We start from the raw sequence: 15,915 nt of genomic DNA, 5'->3' as shown, positions 1-15,915 counted from the left end.
GGCCTAGGCCAGCCATATGAACGACCCGACCGACATGATGCAACCGGCCATGAGCAAACCAAGCGGCGCGCAATGGGGTGACCCTTCAGGGATTCTAAGCCACCTTCCAATGACGACGCGGTTCGCGCCCAGCCCAACCGGCCTGCTGCATCTTGGTACGGTGCATTCCGCGCTATTCGCCTGGAAACAGGCGCGCGACGCCGGCGGCCGGTTCATCCTGCGCATCGAGGATATCGATACAGGCCGCTGCCTGCCGGAATTTGAAACGCAGATCCTGCGGGATCTGGAATGGCTTGGCTTGGACTGGGATGGACCGGTGCTGCGCCAATCCGAACGAATGGAAGTCTACAACGAATTCCTCCATGTGCTGGAGGAAGGCAATCTGGTCTATCCCTGCTTCTGCACCAGGAAGGAAATCCAGGCCGAAATCGCCGCCGCCCCATCAGCGCCGCACGGGCCAGACGGGCCGCTCTATCCCGGCACGTGCAAGCACCTGCCCTGGCAGGAAGCAAAACGCCGGATGGAAGAAGGTGAACCTTATGCCCTGCGTCTGCATATGGACCGCGCCGTCGGCATGACCGGGCCGCTGACCTTCAACGACGCGCGTTTCGGCGAAGTGACAGTGGACGGTCTTTCCTGCGGCGATATCGTTCTGTGCCGGAAGGACACACCCAGCAGCTATCACCTGTCCGTCACGGTCGATGATGCGATGCAATTCGTCACCCATGTGACCCGGGGCGAAGACCTGCTCCACGCAACCAGCATCCACCGCATCCTACAGACGCTCTTCGCCCTGCCCGCCCCAAATTACCATCACCATGGATTATTGCTGGACGAGGACGGCCAGCGCCTGTCGAAACGGGAAAAGTCCATGGCCATCGCCGCCCTGCGGGAAGACGGTTTGTCGCCGGCAGAGATCCGCGCCTTGGCTGGGTTTCCAGACGAGGAATAATCGAGGAATAATCCTAACTGGCGGCGTGTCCTTTACGCATACCTTCGCAAAGCTCGGTGTAGTCTGGCTCGTCATCCGGCGTCAGCAAGCCGTGGCGGATGAAAAAGTCGATCAGCACAAGGTTGCAGTTGAACTTGAATTCCTCCGTGGTGCGGATGATTTCCATCACCTCGCCCGCCGGCAGCAGATAAAAGCCCGCAAGTTCGCCATCCGTATTCACCGGTGTGAAGTTTTCCGGCATTTCCAGGTCGTAGCAGAACATCACGTCTGGTTTAATACGGCCCTTCTCTTCCCGGACATAGGTGATGCAGCCGACCGGAACGGCCTGTGCCGCCATAGCCGGCGTGATTGAGGCTTCCTCCCCACATTCCTTGATCAGGTTTTCTCTCAGCGTCAGATTAAAGGGCTGGCCGCCGGCGACCGTATTGTCCAGCAGGTCCGGATAGGTGGACTTGCCGGATGCTCGACGCCCGATCCACAAATGCAGGCCATCGGCTTTGCGGACATATCCGTTCAAGTGAATGCCCCATGCCCGCAAGCCGAAGGGCGGCACTGCGACCCGGTCGATCAAGAACCGCGGTTCCTCCCCCCAATTGCGCATGGCCGGGAACAGTTCATCCCGCAACCCATCGACGACACCCAGCCGCGACAGCTCAGCCGCGACATCCGCCATCAGGGCTGACCGCTCTTCCACCGTGTTAGCTGCGCCGGTGAGAACAATGGCATCAGCTTCCCTGCTGAAGCAGTCGAACTGCATCAGCAGGGTTTCAGCGATTTCAGGGCCGACCCAACCGATATTTTCACCGGCCACGCAGAAGCGTGTCTGGACCGAGAGATCCCCGTTATTGCAGGCTCTGATATGGTCCAGGAAGCTCATCGGCCGATACTCCTCGATGGGTTCAGATGCATTGCGCCTTGGACGAGACGAGGACCAGTTCAACACCGATCACCTGGCGCAGTCCCGCACCGATCCGACCGGCCAGATCCTGATCCATATCGCCAACTTGAATATCCACAAGCAAGCGGTCTTCCGGGTCGGTATCCGCGTGCACGCGGGACGGTATCAGCCCCCGCTTGGCGAAAGGTTCAAGAAGACGGTGTAGAAGGTTCGGGTCGGCAACGCCGACCACGCTGAAACAAGCGGTCTGTGAAGTCGCCTCAACGCGACTATGAAGGAAGGACATGACAGTCGCCCCTGATTTCCATGAAAATTGATGCAGCGAATAGAGCAGCGCTCTAGGCCCGGTTCCCCTCGGGGACCGGGTTCGTAATTCGCGCAATCAAACGCATCCGCGCCGAAGCGGCCGGGGAAACGTCGATTTCATGGAACGAACGAAACATCATGGCGGCGTTATAGACGGTGGAATCGCAACCGCCAACCGCCTTTGACCATGAACATCAGGACAAGCCAGCTAAAAACTCAGCAAGCGGTTGCCCTATGGCGGCACCCAACGCCGCGGCGGTCTTGTTGACGGCGGAAATCCGGCCGGTCGTCAGTGCGGAAGCGGCACTTCCGATCAGACAGGTATTGCAGTCCAAGGTAACGGCGGCGATGTCGCGCTGGTCTAGCGCCGGCAAACGGGACAGGCCGATATCGTTCTTGCCCCGACCCGCATCGGAATAGCTGACGAAAAAAGCCTCCGCCTTGCAGGCCCGCGCTGGATCCCCGCCAATCAACCCGCCGTGTGAGCCCGTCACGATGATACGGCCCGCATCCTCCGGCTTGATCAGGGAAGCGGAGTCGACGCAGAGCACTTGATGCGCGCCAACCTTCTCGTCCCAGCGGGCCTCCGGGATCGCGTCCATCATCCCGGACGGCTCCGGTGCATTGGCGAGCCTTTCCAGCGCTTCTGCGACGGTTTGCCCCACCGCGACGTCAAAGCCCGCCGCCATTTCGTTCGCGAACGAGATCATCCCGTTCTCTGCCATATCCACGGCGGAGCCGATTTCGGCTGTCATGCAATCCACCGCGCAAGCCGCCATGCCGACATCGCTTAGCGCCTTAACCCCGGCGATCCCGGCATCGTCCAAGCCCCGCCCCGCATCGTTCAGCACAACCGCGCGCAAGCCCGCGCGCGACGCTACCGCGGCTGCGTAAAGCCCGCCATGGGAGCCGGAAACGGCGATCCGCCCTGGCGCGGTGCCGTCCGCATCGGTGATCGAGTTCAGTAACAGGTGGTCCTTTTGCATGAGGATATTGGTATTGCGTTTGACTCGTTTGGACAACTGGTTCTTATTATCGGCACAATAGTTCCGAATAACGGAACAGTTCAGGAGGAAGTCACGTGCCGTCAGCAACGCCGGTAGGGTCGATCGCGCGCGCCAGCCGCGTCTTATCCGCCTTGAGCGAGGCGCCATTGGGCGCCAGCCTGACGGAAATCATGGCGCGCACCGAATTCACAAAAACCACCACACACCGCGTGCTGACCTCGCTTCTGGACGTGCACTACGTCTATCAGGACCCCGATAACCGGCGGTATCATCTGGGCAGCGTATTGGCGAAAATCGCCCGCACCGCCAGCCGATCGGACTTGGCGGCCTTGGCAAAGCGCAGCATGCGGCGCCTGGCGGATGCCAGCGGCGATACGATTTTCCTGTCAGCCCCGGAAGGCGCGGTGTCTATCTGCGTGCGCCGGGAATTGGGCGCCTTCCCGATCCGGACCCTGACCATCGATGCCGGCGACCGCGTGCCGCTGGGCGCCGGGGCGACGGCCCAGGCACTGTATGCATCCATGCCCGAATCCAAACGCAAAGCGGCCGCCCAGGCGAATAAGAGCTGGATGGCCGATTTCAACGTCACCCCCGAACTGGCCGAGGAATGCTGCGCGGATTTTCATCGCCGCGGCTATGCCTTGAACCCATCGATCGTGATCCCGGGCATGAGCGCCGTGGCGCTGCCGATCATCACCCGGTCCGGCAGGCTGATCGCCGCCATCGGGATAGGTGCGATTAACGACAGGATGGCTATCGAACGCATCGAGAGCGAATTGGTCCCGCTGTTGCGGGAGGAAGCTGCGGTGCTGTCCGAAAAGACGAGCATTCTTGAACAAGAGGAGTTGTTCTGACCGTGCGTAATTTTGACGTCGAACGAGGGTTGGCCCGACTGACCCTGATGGAGCGCATACGCGCTTTCGAAGAAACCGCCCGCCATGCGGCGGTGGAAGAAGAATTGGTTCTAGGCGCGATACATCTTTCAATCGGCCAGGAAGCGGTCGCCGTGGGCGTGACCGAGTCCCTTCGCAAAGACGATTACATCACATCGACGCATCGCGGGCACGGCCACACCCTGGCCAAAGGCGCTGACGCTACGGCGATGATGAAGGAACTTCTCGGCCGCGAAGGCGGATGCTGCGGCGGCAAGGGCGGGTCCATGCATATCGCCGATTTCGGTGTCGGCATGTTGGGCGCGAATGGTGTCGTCTCCGCCAATATCACCATCGCCGCCGGTGCGGCCCACGGGGTGAAGCTTCTGGGCGGCGACCAGGTCACTGTCTGTTTCTTCGGCGACGGCGCGGCCAATCGCGGGCCCTTCCTGGAAGGCATCAACTGGGCGGGGGTTTTTGAACTACCGATCCTGTTCGTTTGCGAAGACAACCAGTATTCGGCATCCACCAAGACATCCGATATGACATCCGGCAATGTCGCCGACCGCGCCCGGGCCATCGGCCTGCCGGTGACCGAGATCGACGGCAACGATGTCGAGGAAATCGCGACGAAATCGGCCGAAATCATCGCCCGCATCCGCGCGACCGGAAAGCCGGAATTCATGCTTGCGAAGACCTATCGGCTGGATGGTCACACCTATTTCGACCCGGCTACCTATCGCCCCGAAGGGGAAGCCGACCGCATGCGCCGCGAAAGCGACCCGGTCTCACGACAGCGCGAATTGCTTCAGGAAGCCGGTGTGTCCGAAACGGACCTGGACGCCGTCCGCACGACGGCCACCGCTGAAATGCAGGCGGCGCTGGACGCAGCGAAAGCCGCGCCCTGGCCGGCCGACGATACCGTATTCAACGATGTGCAGGACGTGGGTTCGCCCGCGCAGGAGGCGTTCTGATGACCGTGATGACTTATGCGGAAGCGGCGCGCCTCGCCGTGGCGGAAGCAATGCGCGCGGATGACCGCGTTTGGTGCGTCGGCGAAGACTTGGGACGCGGTGGCGTGTTCAAGCAATATGCCGGCCTGCCCGAGGAATTCGGACCGAAACGCATTTCCGATGCCCCCATTTCTGAAGCCTGCATCATGGGCGCCGCCTTCGGCGCGGCCTTGGTGGGCACGCGTCCCATCGTGGAGATGCGCTTCGCCGACTTCGCGCTTTGCGCCACCGACGAGTTGGTGAACCAGATCGCCAAGGCTCGGTTCATGTTCGGTGGGCAAAGCCGCGCGCCGATGGTGATCCGCAAGCCGATGGGCATGTGGCGGTCCTCCGCGGCGCAGCACAGTCAAAGTCTGGAGAGTTGGTACGCCCATATCCCGGGTCTTGTCGTCTGCTGCCCGGCCACGCCGCAGGACAATTATTCCATGATGCGGGCCGCGATCGAATGCGACGACCCGGTCGTGTATCTGGAACACAAGAACATCTGGATGATGGAAGGTGAGGTCGATACCAGCCTGAAGGCCGAATTCGGCAAGGCGCAAATCCGCCGCACCGGAAGCGACGTCACCCTGGTGTCCTGGTCGCACACGGCCAATCTTTGTGTCGAAGCTGCCGAGACCTTGGCGGGAAAAGGCATCTCTGCGGAGGTCATAGACCTCGTCAGCCTTTGGCCCTGGGATAAAGCCGCCGTGCTGGAAAGCGTCAACAAGACCGGGCGGTTGATCGTCGCCCATGAATCCGTCGCGGTCGGCGGTTTCGGGGCCGAGGTCGTGGCGACCATGGCCCAGTCGACAACGTTCAAGTCACCGCCGCAGCGCCTGGGTTCCCCCCGGTCGCTGATCGCCTATGCCCCCAATTTGGAAGACAAGCTGCGCGTTACCGCCGATATGATCGCCGGTGCCGCGACCAAGAGTATGGAGAGTGTTGCCTGATGAGCCAGACCAATGAAATGACCGGTGGTGAAGCCCTTGTACGCATGCTGAAGGCGCACAATGCAGGGCCGATGTTCGGCATGGGCGGATTTCAATTGCTGCCGTTCTATGACGCGGCGCGCCGCCTGGGCCTGAACCACAACCTGATCAACGACGAACGCTGCGCGGTTTTCGCCGCGGATGCCTATGCCAAGGTTTCCGGCCGGGTCGGCCTGGTCGACGCGACGCTTGGACCGGGCGCGACCAATCTGGTTACCGGACTTGTCGAAGCCTTGAATGCCGGGTCGCCCATCGTCGCCATCGTCGGCGACGCCCAGCGCGACCATGCGGGCAAGAACATGACGCAGGAAACCGACCAGGTTTCGATCCTGCGCCCTGCCTGCAAAGAACTGCTACGCGTTGAAGCCATCCACCGTATCCCGGAAATCATGCGCCGGGCCTTCGCCGTCGCCACAAGCGGTCGGCCGGGCCCCGTCATCGTCGACGTGCCGGAAGACATTGCGCATGGTCTGTATGGATTTGAGGAAGGCGATTTCGAGGTCGACCCCGCCAATGAAGCAGCGCCGTCCCTGCGCTGCCGACCCGATGCGGGATCCGTCGCCAAGGCCGCGGAAATGATCGCAAAGGCCGAACGCCCTATCCTGCTTTGCGGCGGCGGTATTCATATTTCCGGCGCAACCGAGGCGGTCACCCGCTTCGCCGAAAAAAACGGCATTCCCGTCGCCCACACCATGTCGGGCAAGGGCGCCATCGCCTGCACCTCGCCGCTCAGTGCCGGCCTGTTCGGTCGTTATGACCGGATTGCCAACGACCTGATCGCCGCCAGCGACTGCATCGTCGTGGCGGGCTGTAAATTGGGCGAAATCGCAACCAAGCGTTTCACCATTCCCAAAAAGGGGCAAAATGTCATTCACCTGGACATTGTCGCCGAGGAGATGGGACGGACCTATGAACCGGCGATGAAGCTGTGGGGCGATGCGCGGGATGGTTTGAACGACCTTTCCGACGCGCTTGAAGCCTCTTCTGCGGATCAGCGCGCACGCCGCGAAGCCTATCTGGCCGAAATCCCTGCGAAAATGCAGAAGTGGCATGATGAGGTGGCCGCCGAACGCCTCTATTCCGACGAAACGCCGGTGAACATGGCGCGTTTGATCACGGAGTTGAACAATCACCTGCCAGAGAACGGCTATCTGATCGCCGATGGCGGCTTCGCCGCGCATTGGGGCGGCTTGCTGTTCAATTCGAAATCCGCGCGGCGCAGCTTTGTGCCCGATCGCGGTTTCGCCTCCATCGGCTACGGCTTGCCGGGCGCCATGGGAACGCAGTTGGCGGACCCGGAAGCCACTGTCGTCGGCTTGACTGGCGATGGCGGGTTCAACATGGTCCTCGGCGAATTGGAGACGGCGCGCCGCATGAATCTGGGCCTGACCGTGATTGTCGTGAACAACGCCGCGTCTGGTTACGTCAAGGCGCTGCAGCATCTGATGTACGGCGAAGGCAACTACCAGAGTTCCGAACTTGCCGAAACGAACTACGCGAAAGTGGCGGACGCCATGGGCTGCCATGGCATTCGTGTCGAGGACCCGTCCGAGCTTGAAGCCGCGCTGAAAGCGGCCTTTGCCGAGAAATCCCGGCCGAGCGTCATCGACGTCATGGTTACACGAGATCCGGCCCGGATGCTTCCGGCCGTCGATAACAGGACCGTGCAAGTCAAGAAAGGCGACCGCGTGGCCTGAACCACACTACCAACCTGGGAGGAGTGCCAATGAAGACCAAGTTCCTTATCGCCGCTTGCGCGGCGGCAATGGTGTCAACGGCCGCAAGCGCCAAAGACATCGAAATGCAGGCGATTTTTCCGCAAACGCTACCGCTGCTCGGGAAGCCCGCCTGGGACATCGCTGAAAAGGTCGACACTTTGACGGCCGGCGGTATCAAATTCGACGTGAAGAACCCGGGCGAAATCGTCGCGACGGGTGAAGTTTGGGACGCCGTTTCCACCGGCGCTGTCGAAGCGTCCTGGTATTCCATCGGCTTCGCCGAGGGGATCGTGCCCTCCGCGCCGCTTTTCACGACCTTCCCGTTCGGACCCGACATCAAGGAATACGCAGCCTGGTGGTACTATGGCGGCGGCAACGAGATGTGGACCGAAATCTCCGAGGAAGCCTACAACATCAAGACCTTGCATTGCTCGACGCTGGTGCCTGAAGCGTCCGGCTGGTTCCGGGAAGAGGTCAAGACCGTCGACGACCTGAAGGGCAAGAAGATGCGCTTCTTCGGCCTGGGTGCGTCGGTCATGGCGAAGCTGGGCGTCGAAGCCCAGTCGATGGGTCTGGCGGATACGATGTCGGCACTGAATACCGGTGCGATCGACAGCGCGGAGCTGGGCTTCCCCTTCCTGGACAACATGGTCGGCATGTACGAGCACGCGAAGCATTACTACTTCCCGGGCTGGCACCAGCAGACCAGTTTCCTGAGCCTGATCATCAACCTGGATACCTGGAACGACCTGAGCGATCAGGAGCGGGCGATCATCGAAACCGCCTGCGAGGCCCAGGTCCTGAAGACGATGGCCGAGGGCGAAGCCGTTCAGCTTGAGCCGCTGGCCAAGATGCAGAAGGAAAACGGCGTTCAGGTCCACCAATGGCCGCCGGAAATCCTGGCCGCGTATGAAAAGGCCTGGAAAGAAGTCGCAGCTGAGAAATCGGCACAGGACGCGGACTTCAAACGCGCCTGGGAAAGCATCGCGACCTTCCGCGAGAACTATTCCGAATGGAAGTCGATCGGTTACCTGAACTGATCAGTTTGATTTGCTCCGGGGACGCGGCATCGCGTCCCCGGACGCAACTTTGAAACGGAGACGCGAATGGAAACGAGTTTGAGACTGGCGGATTTTCTGACGCGGGTCTGCGACTGGGCTGCGCGGATCGCGGCAGCGGTCATGATCCTGCTCGTCTTCGTCATCATCTACGATGTGATCGGGCGGAAGTTCTTTGCCACCGGATCCTTCATTTTACAGGACTTGGAATGGCACCTGCACGGTGTCGTCGCCGTCTTCGCCTTCGGTTATGCCTATACCCGGAACGCCCATGTGCGCATCGACGTCTTTGCGCATAAGGTGAGCGACCGGTTCCGCTTGTGGCTCGAATTCTTCGTCGTCCTTTTTCTGGTTATTCCCTTTTTCGCCTTCATCGCCTGGTACGGCTATGAACTGGCTGAGCGCGCCTTCCTTCGCGGCGAAGGCGCCAATGGCGGTCGGGGTCTGCCCTACCGCTGGATCATCAAATCCGCGATTCCGATTTCCGCGGTACTGACCATCGCCGGCTGCCTGGCGGTTGCGCTTCGCATCCTGGCGGTATTGAAGCGCCCCGATCTTCTTACAGACCCCTTTATAGAGCGTGGCTTATGGAAACGCTGACCGAATACCTGCCTGCCCTGATGTTCTTGAGCCTCATTCTGGGGCTCTTCACGGCATTGCCGGTCCCCATCGTGCTGACCGCGGTGACGCTGATCTTCGCGATAATCGCCATGGGATTGGGCGAGATGCGCTTTGTGCACGTCTCGCTTATTCCCACGCGGATATTTGGATCGGTGGTCGACAACGCGGTCCTTGTCGCCGCCCCTATGTTTATTTTCATGGGTGTGGTGATGGAAAAGACCCGGATCGCCGAGGATCTGCTACTGACCTTGCAGACCCTTTTGGCGCGCGTGCCGGGCGGGCTGGCGCTTGCCGTGGTGCTGATGGGAACGATCCTTGCCGCCGCGACCGGCATTATCGGCGCGTCGGTCGTGATGCTGACCGTGATGGCGCTGCCCACCATGCTGCGCGCAGGCTATGCCGCGCCCCTCGCAACCGGCGCGGTCGCCAGCGCCGGCACGCTGGGTATCCTAATCCCACCGTCGGTCATGCTGGTCTTCATGTCGGACCTGCTTTCCCTCAACCTGGCCAAGGTTTTCGTCGCGGCCTTCCTGCCGGGCTTGTTTCTGGCGGGCGTTTATCTGGTCTATGTGGTCGTGCGGTCGATCGTCCGGCCGAACGAGACCCCTGTTCCCGCCGCCATCGCCCCGGAGGAAAAGAAAGGCCTGATCAAGGACACCATCGTTTCGGTCTCCTTCCCCTTGATCCTGATCATCGCGGTGCTTGGGTCGATCATCGGTGGGATTGCGAGCCCGACGGAAGCATCCGGCGTCGGCGCCTTCGCCGCCTTGCTACTGGGTTTGGCGCGTGGCCGGCTAAGCCGCGAAATCCTTGGAGATGCGACCGACAGCTCCCTTCGCACGATCGGGCTTCTGTTCTTTATTTTCGCGGCGGCAACCGCCTTTTCCTATGTCTTCCGGAAGATCGGTGGGGACGATTTCATCATCGACCTCGCGCAAAGCCTGAATTTGGGCGACTGGGCCCTTTTGTTCACCATGATGGCCATGGTTTTTGTCATGGGTTTCTTCTTCGACTGGATCGAAATCACCCTGATCCTGCTGCCGATTTTCTCACCCATTGTCGGGTTGATGGATCTTGGTGACTTCATTCCCAAGGAAGACCTTGTCTATTGGTTCACCATCCTGGTGGCCGTGAACCTGCAAACGTCGTTTCTGACGCCGCCCTTCGGTTTCGCGCTGTTCTATATGAAAGGAGCAGCGGGCGACATGGTCTCGATGGCCGATATCTATCGTGGGATCGTTCCCTTCGTATTGCTGCAGGTCGCCGTCCTTTTCATTCTTATCTGGCAGCCGAACATCGTCATGTGGCTACCCAATCAGGTGTTGAGCCCATGACCTTGGAAACGGGAACCAGACTGGCCGGCAAACGCGCGGCGATCATCGGGGCTGGCTCCGTCGGAGATGGCTGGGGCAACGGCAAGGCGACCGCGGTGCTGTTCGCACGCCAGGGGGCCAAGGTCCTTTGCGTCGACCGTAACGAGGAAGCGGCGGCTAAGACCGCCGAGGTTATTCGCAGCGAAGGCGGCAGCGCCGAGGTTCTCGCCACCGAAGTCACTGATCCACAGTCGGGCAGCGCGGTCCTGGACAGGATGGAAACGCTGTGGGGCGGCCTCGACATCCTCGACTACAATGTGGGCATAAGCCAACAGGGTGGTGTTTTCGATACCACCGATGAGGATTGGGAGCGGGTCTTCGAGATCAACCTGACCGGCGCGATGCGCATGTCCCGGGCTATCCTGCCCGCGATGCGCGCGCAGGGCAGCGGTTCGTTGATCTACGTATCTTCTGTCGCGGCGGTCTATTCCGGCCCCTACAGTTATGCGTCCTACGAAGTGTCGAAAATGGCGCTGGTCCGCCTCGCCAAATCTGTCGCGCGGGAAAACGCCGCTTATCAGGTTCGCGCCAACGCTCTGCTGCCAGGGGTGATCGACACCCCCCATGTCAGCGCCTTCGTCGACAGCAAGACCGCCCCCAAGGAACTGGCGGCGAAACGCGCCGCAACCGTGCCTATGGGGCGCCAGGGAACGGCTTGGGACATTGCCAATGCGGCCCTGTTCCTAGCCTCTGACGAAGCAGCCTATGTCTCGGGCGTGGAGCTGCGGGTCGACGGTGCGCTGACCGCCTGATACCGCGGCCGGTCAATCTATCCCGAAAAGATAAAGCACGACCGGCAGCGAAAAGATCGAAAAGGCGGTCGATAGAAAGATCGTCGTCGAGGCAAGCGCCTGGGCCGTGCCATAGCGCTGGGCGAACAGGTAGACATTAACGCCCGTCGGCTGAGCCGCCAGCAGGACCGCCGCCAAGGCCCAGCTTTGCTCCAGGTGAAAAACATATGTCGCCAACACATAGACCAATGCCGGCAGCAGCAGGCATTTCAAACCGACCGAAAAGATCGACTGCCCCAGGCGCCCCTTGAACCCGTATTCGGCCAAGGTAGACCCCATGGCGAACAGCGCGCAGGGCAGGACCGCGCCCTGCATGATGCGCAGAAAATCATCCGCCATTTTCGGAATATGCAGACCAGCCAGATTGTAGCAGAGCCCCACGGCCAGACCGACGATAAGCGGGTTGGTCAGCATGCCCTTCAGAACCTTAAGGGGCAGGTCTTTCAACGCCGACCCCGCATTGCGCCCCGCTTCCAACAGAATTGTCGTTCCGGTCATCAGGATCAGGCCGTGAACGGAGAGAATAAGGAACATCGGGACCGCGCCCTCGTCGCCAAAAGCCCGCAGACCCAACGCCAGCCCCAACAGCACCGTATTGCCGAAGGCGCAGCCCATTCCGGTCAATGTCGCGCCCATCAAGTCCCGGCCGAAAACCACCTTGCCGACCGTGATGCCCAGCCCGTAAACGGCAAAAACGGCCAAATAGAAGCTAAAAAACAGTCCCCATGGGATGGAATCCGGCAATTCGTTGGTCGCGAAGGTGCGGAACAGGAAAAGCGGAATCACGAAGTTGAACACGAACTTCGCCAAGCCGGCCGCGCTTTCCTCCTTGAAAAGATGAAGTTTCCGCGCGCCATAGCCCATCAACAGGATGGCAAAGACGGGAATAACGATCTCTAAGACGATTTCCATGGTGGAAAACAGGCTCCGGAAGGGGCGGAATGGCGGCGCGGGGCCCCAGCGTTGAGAATCGCTTCCCGCATAAGGCAAGGCATCGAAAATCGAGTCTTTACCTTAGTATCTGATTTTAGCAAGTTTTCCCGCTTCTCTTGCGAAGAGCCGCCTTCCATGCCACATGTTAGACAGTGATTTTGAGAAGGGAGATCACCCATGTCCAACGTCTGGACTTACGGTAGACGTCCCTCAAGCGTCGTGCGTTACCGGCATGGCGGCTACAACGCGATTTACCCCCTGGCCCATGGTGAAACGTTCAATGGCGTTGCGGAAACGCAACGGCTGGAGCGGCTTGCAGCCGAAGGCGGCTTGGATGTAATCGCGGTGGAGGCACCTACCGTCACAGTCAGTGGAGAAAGCAACGTGCTGCGGTTCCCTAACCGCCGCAAACGCAACGATTCCACAGGCAGGGCGACGACCCGAAAGACGGTGCCGCCGAAAGGGCGCGACTAGCCTCACTCGAAAAAGCACCAGCGGCGAGCACAAAGTTCCTCGCATGCTGCGCAGCCCGGCCTGACAAAGCCTTGCAAGCGCCATCGTCACCGGTTTCGGCAATTGGCCGAGCCCAAACACATGCCGATTGGCGTCTTCAGACCCCGGATTTCCAGAACCGAACCGGTTTCGACCGGTGTGCCGGGTGTAGAGATTTGAAAAAGGGAGAGATTTTATGAGCATGAAAAAAGCCTATGAACACGAACTGAAAGCCCGTCTTCTCGAATACGAGGCGGAGATTGAGCGCTTCAAAGCGAAGGCCGAAAAAGCCGGTGACGATATGCGGCAACGGTATCAGGCCGAAATCGCGGATCTTGAAGAGCGCCGGCAAAGAATGTCGGCCAAATTCGACGAAATGCGGGATGCAGGAGAAGGCGCCTGGGACGACTTGAAGGTCGGAATCGACGCCGCCTGGGAAGATCTGTCGCGCGCCATGAAATCGGCGGCTGGCCGATTCTGATCACCGACCCCGCCTGCCTATCCGCGGGAGGTCGCGGAGTTGCCTGTGCAGGGCGGGTTCTGCGGCGGAATGTCCCGTGCAGAATATTGTGAGTGGTTTTGCCCGTCACCCGGGGCTATACCGGCGCTTATGGCAGTATTCGCAATAATCCTGATGGTTATCGGCATGGTCGCGACACTCGCGATCCTGGCGACCGGCATTTATTCCATGGTACGCGGCGGGGAGTTCAACGATCGTTGGGGCAACCGGCTGATGCGTTACCGGATCGTCGCGCAAGGCTTCGCTTTGGCGATGTTCGCCCTTGGACTGATGCTGCTGCGCAACGGCAGCTAACCCACCTTCAGGCAACGATCTCTGGTTTTTGAACAGCGGCGCGGCAACACGCCGCTTCGTTGCGTTGCGCGCCTGCAGCCGCTGGCTGAAACAGTCCTGGACACAGGCCGAACCAAGGCTATCTTTGCCCGCATGGTTAAACTGACAAAAATTTATACGCGCGGCGGCGACGGCGGGGAAACCTCGTTGGGCGACGGGTCCCGGCGTCGGAAAGACGATGTCCGGGTCGCGGCATACGGCACTGTCGATGAGGCGAATTCGGTGATCGGCCTTGTTCGTCTTCACACCGACGGCGACGTCGACCGCCTGCTTTCCCGTATTCAGAACGATCTTTTCGACCTGGGCGCCGACCTTTGCACGCCGGAAGACGGGCGGAAGGCTGAGGGCGCCCTGCGTATCACCGATGGCCAAGTGGAAAGGCTGGAAACGGAGATCGACGCGTTTAACGAACCGTTGGCCGACCTGACCAGTTTCATTTTGCCAGGCGGAAGCCCCGCTGCCGCGTATCTGCATCTGGCACGCACCGTCGCGCGCCGGGCTGAGCGCGACACGATCGAATTGTCCCGGACCGAAACCGTGAACCCGGCGGCGGTCAAATATCTCAACAGGCTCTCGGATCTGCTCTTCGTCCTGTCGCGTCATTGTAATGACGGCGGCAAGGCCGACGTTTTGTGGGTACCGGGCGCCAATCGGCCTTGACCGGCCCCTAGACCCGGAAAGTTTTCATCATGTCCGAAGAAGAACTCGCGAATGTGGAACCGACAGCGGTGATGCTGATCGCGGCGGCCGTTTTCATCATAACCATCCTTGCCGCGATGGTCCTTCAGGTCCTGGCTTTTCGGCACAAGCGGGAACATGGCAGCGCCTACATGCTGAAGGACTCGCTCTTCAAGCATAAGGAACTGGTCTATACGGAACAGGGCATGTGGTACATCAACTGGCAGAAACGCTTGGCGATGATCTGCACGGTTATTATCGCCGCCCTGCTGCTGCTCGACCGTTTCGTCATTTAGCGCGCCGAAAAGGTTTGGACATGAGGCGCATGGCGGCATGTTGACGGAAGCGCTGCTCTATCTCGCCACGCCTTGCCCCGGCTGGGCCCGTCACGCCGGATATCTTCGCGAAAGCATTGCCATCGGTGCACGCCATCGCCGCCTCAAGGCGGATTGGGCCGACCATCTGACCAATACGAAGAACGCGGTACTGCAAGCCGCCGCCCGATGTGGCAAGAAGCGCCGGGCCGTCGTGATGGGTAGCGGACATGGTTTCGACTTGCCGCTCGAGTCCCTCGCAGCGACCTTCGGCCAGATCGATCTTGTCGACGCGGTGCATCCCTTATCCATGCGGCTGCGCGCGCGCGGACATCGCAGGCTGTCCCTGATCGACGCGGACGTGACCGGCAGAAACGGCCCCCGCCCTGCCTTTCCCGCGGATACGGACCTGATCGTCAGCCTCAACCTCGTTTCACAACTGGGTGTCGCGCCAGGAATAGACCCCGCGGACCGCGCGGCATTGCGCCAGCGCCACCTGGCAGAAACACTGGCGCTGGGATCGGTCGCCTGCGTCATCGGCGACGTAGAACGCCGGGAAACCCGGCGTGGTTCGGGCGAGATGGAGATCACCCAGACGCCATGGTCCGGGGGTCCCAACCTGCCGGATCCTGCGGAATTCCGCGAATGGCAGTGGCCTGTCGCCCCCTTTGGCGAGATTGCCGCGGACTTGGATGTATCGACCACGGTGCGCGCCGCCATATGGTCGTGACATTCGGACCCGGCGGCATGCTATCGTGACCTGTGCGGGGACCTATGCGGACATCGCTACACCCTAATGCGAATTCGGGTCGCGGATCGGCCAGAAAGCGGCCCGCCTGCGACTTGACCCGGCTTCTACGCGGCCCTAAACACGGGGGCTGCGCTGGTTGGAGACCGGCTTGTTTCCTTGGGCGCACAGTGTCGAATTATGTGGAAACGAGGCATGGTCGACGTGGAGGGAGCCACGGCGAACCGGCTCTAGCCCGGTCGGCCTGACGGTCGGTTTCAGGGCGCTGTGAAGGGCGGCCTCTTGTTTGTGAACCTTGTTACGAAGGATTCCCGAAG

At 60.7% G+C, this 15,915-nt stretch carries 19 protein-coding genes; 15 read left to right on the top strand and 4 right to left on the bottom strand.

The features are described 5' to 3' along the window. Positions 1-16: 16 nt before the first annotated feature. On the top strand, positions 17-952 hold the full coding sequence (gene gluQRS / locus EOI86_RS15795) for a tRNA glutamyl-Q(34) synthetase GluQRS (protein WP_420810095.1): 936 nt from the start codon (positions 17-19) through the stop codon (positions 950-952). 13 nt (positions 953-965) lie between these two features. Here the strand turns inward: gluQRS and EOI86_RS15790 are convergent, their stop codons facing one another. From EOI86_RS15790 to EOI86_RS15780, 3 genes are all read right to left on the bottom strand, one after another. Beyond that, positions 966-1,829 carry an NUDIX hydrolase gene (locus tag EOI86_RS15790; RefSeq protein WP_127766117.1) on the bottom strand — a complete coding sequence of 288 codons (864 nt, stop codon included), beginning with the start codon at positions 1,827-1,829 and terminating at the stop codon, positions 966-968. 22 nt (positions 1,830-1,851) lie between these two features. Further along, entirely contained in the window at positions 1,852-2,136 is a 285-nt protein-coding gene (locus EOI86_RS15785; protein WP_127766116.1) for a hypothetical protein, read from the bottom strand. Between the two features lie 214 nt (positions 2,137-2,350). Continuing rightward, a complete protein-coding gene (locus EOI86_RS15780) occupies positions 2,351-3,142 on the bottom strand; it encodes a hypothetical protein (protein WP_127766115.1) in 792 nt (263 codons plus the stop codon). A 95-nt stretch (positions 3,143-3,237) separates the two neighbouring features. Here EOI86_RS15780 and EOI86_RS15775 point away from each other — a divergent pair, with 95 nt between their 5' ends. The 8 genes from EOI86_RS15775 to EOI86_RS15740 all read left to right on the top strand — a co-directional run bounded on the left by EOI86_RS15775 (position 3,238) and on the right by EOI86_RS15740 (position 11,541). After that, positions 3,238-4,017, top strand: coding sequence for an IclR family transcriptional regulator (locus EOI86_RS15775; protein WP_127766114.1), 780 nt, complete (start codon positions 3,238-3,240; stop codon positions 4,015-4,017). A 2-nt stretch (positions 4,018-4,019) separates the two neighbouring features. Further along, positions 4,020-5,009: a thiamine pyrophosphate-dependent dehydrogenase E1 component subunit alpha gene (locus tag EOI86_RS15770; RefSeq protein ID WP_240035687.1), complete on the top strand. Its 990-nt coding sequence runs from the start codon at positions 4,020-4,022 to the stop codon at positions 5,007-5,009. Beyond that, a complete protein-coding gene (locus tag EOI86_RS15765; RefSeq protein WP_127766113.1) occupies positions 5,009-5,980 on the top strand; it encodes an alpha-ketoacid dehydrogenase subunit beta in 972 nt (323 codons plus the stop codon). The genes EOI86_RS15770 and EOI86_RS15765 overlap by 1 nt, the downstream gene beginning before the upstream one ends. After that, entirely contained in the window at positions 5,980-7,716 is a 1,737-nt protein-coding gene (locus EOI86_RS15760; RefSeq protein ID WP_127766112.1) for a thiamine pyrophosphate-binding protein, read from the top strand. Before EOI86_RS15765 ends, EOI86_RS15760 begins: the two co-directional genes overlap by 1 nt. 29 nt (positions 7,717-7,745) lie before the next feature. Continuing rightward, positions 7,746-8,777 carry a TRAP transporter substrate-binding protein gene (locus EOI86_RS15755; RefSeq protein ID WP_205032215.1) on the top strand — a complete coding sequence of 344 codons (1,032 nt, stop codon included), beginning with the start codon at positions 7,746-7,748 and terminating at the stop codon, positions 8,775-8,777. Between the two features lie 66 nt (positions 8,778-8,843). After that, on the top strand, positions 8,844-9,395 hold the full coding sequence (locus EOI86_RS15750; protein WP_127766111.1) for a TRAP transporter small permease subunit: 552 nt from the start codon (positions 8,844-8,846) through the stop codon (positions 9,393-9,395). Next, positions 9,383-10,750, top strand: coding sequence for a TRAP transporter large permease (locus EOI86_RS15745; protein WP_127766110.1), 1,368 nt, complete (start codon positions 9,383-9,385; stop codon positions 10,748-10,750). Before EOI86_RS15750 ends, EOI86_RS15745 begins: the two co-directional genes overlap by 13 nt. Beyond that, on the top strand, positions 10,747-11,541 hold the full coding sequence (locus tag EOI86_RS15740; protein ID WP_127766109.1) for an SDR family NAD(P)-dependent oxidoreductase: 795 nt from the start codon (positions 10,747-10,749) through the stop codon (positions 11,539-11,541). Before EOI86_RS15745 ends, EOI86_RS15740 begins: the two co-directional genes overlap by 4 nt. A 12-nt stretch (positions 11,542-11,553) precedes the next feature. Here the strand turns inward: EOI86_RS15740 and EOI86_RS15735 are convergent, their stop codons facing one another. Next, a complete protein-coding gene (locus EOI86_RS15735) occupies positions 11,554-12,492 on the bottom strand; it encodes an AEC family transporter (protein ID WP_127766108.1) in 939 nt (312 codons plus the stop codon). Positions 12,493-12,690: 198 nt separating this feature from the next. On the opposite strand from EOI86_RS15735, the gene EOI86_RS15730 reads away from it, so the two are divergent. The 6 genes from EOI86_RS15730 (at position 12,691) to EOI86_RS15705 (ending at position 15,580) form a co-directional block, all read left to right on the top strand. Then, entirely contained in the window at positions 12,691-12,987 is a 297-nt protein-coding gene (locus EOI86_RS15730; protein WP_127766107.1) for a hypothetical protein, read from the top strand. 214 nt (positions 12,988-13,201) lie between these two features. Beyond that, positions 13,202-13,486 carry a sll1863 family stress response protein gene (locus EOI86_RS15725; RefSeq protein ID WP_127766106.1) on the top strand — a complete coding sequence of 95 codons (285 nt, stop codon included), beginning with the start codon at positions 13,202-13,204 and terminating at the stop codon, positions 13,484-13,486. A 129-nt stretch (positions 13,487-13,615) separates the two neighbouring features. Continuing rightward, positions 13,616-13,819: a twin transmembrane helix small protein gene (locus EOI86_RS15720; protein WP_127766105.1), complete on the top strand. Its 204-nt coding sequence runs from the start codon at positions 13,616-13,618 to the stop codon at positions 13,817-13,819. Positions 13,820-13,951: 132 nt separating this feature from the next. Beyond that, positions 13,952-14,518 carry a cob(I)yrinic acid a,c-diamide adenosyltransferase gene (locus EOI86_RS15715; RefSeq protein WP_127766104.1) on the top strand — a complete coding sequence of 189 codons (567 nt, stop codon included), beginning with the start codon at positions 13,952-13,954 and terminating at the stop codon, positions 14,516-14,518. Between the two features lie 29 nt (positions 14,519-14,547). After that, positions 14,548-14,832, top strand: a complete 285-nt coding sequence (locus tag EOI86_RS15710) for a hypothetical protein (RefSeq protein ID WP_127766103.1) — start codon at positions 14,548-14,550, stop codon at positions 14,830-14,832. A 37-nt stretch (positions 14,833-14,869) separates the two neighbouring features. Beyond that, complete coding sequence (locus EOI86_RS15705) at positions 14,870-15,580, top strand: hypothetical protein (RefSeq protein WP_127766102.1); 711 nt, start codon at positions 14,870-14,872, stop codon at positions 15,578-15,580. Positions 15,581-15,915 lie beyond the last annotated feature (335 nt).

Origin of the sequence: Hwanghaeella grinnelliae (genome assembly GCF_004005845.1) — a bacterium.
Lineage (GTDB): Bacteria > Pseudomonadota > Alphaproteobacteria > UBA8366 > Aestuariispiraceae > Hwanghaeella > Hwanghaeella grinnelliae.
The sequence above is the reverse complement of the archived record's forward strand: the minus strand, read 5'-3'. Positions and strand labels throughout refer to the sequence as shown.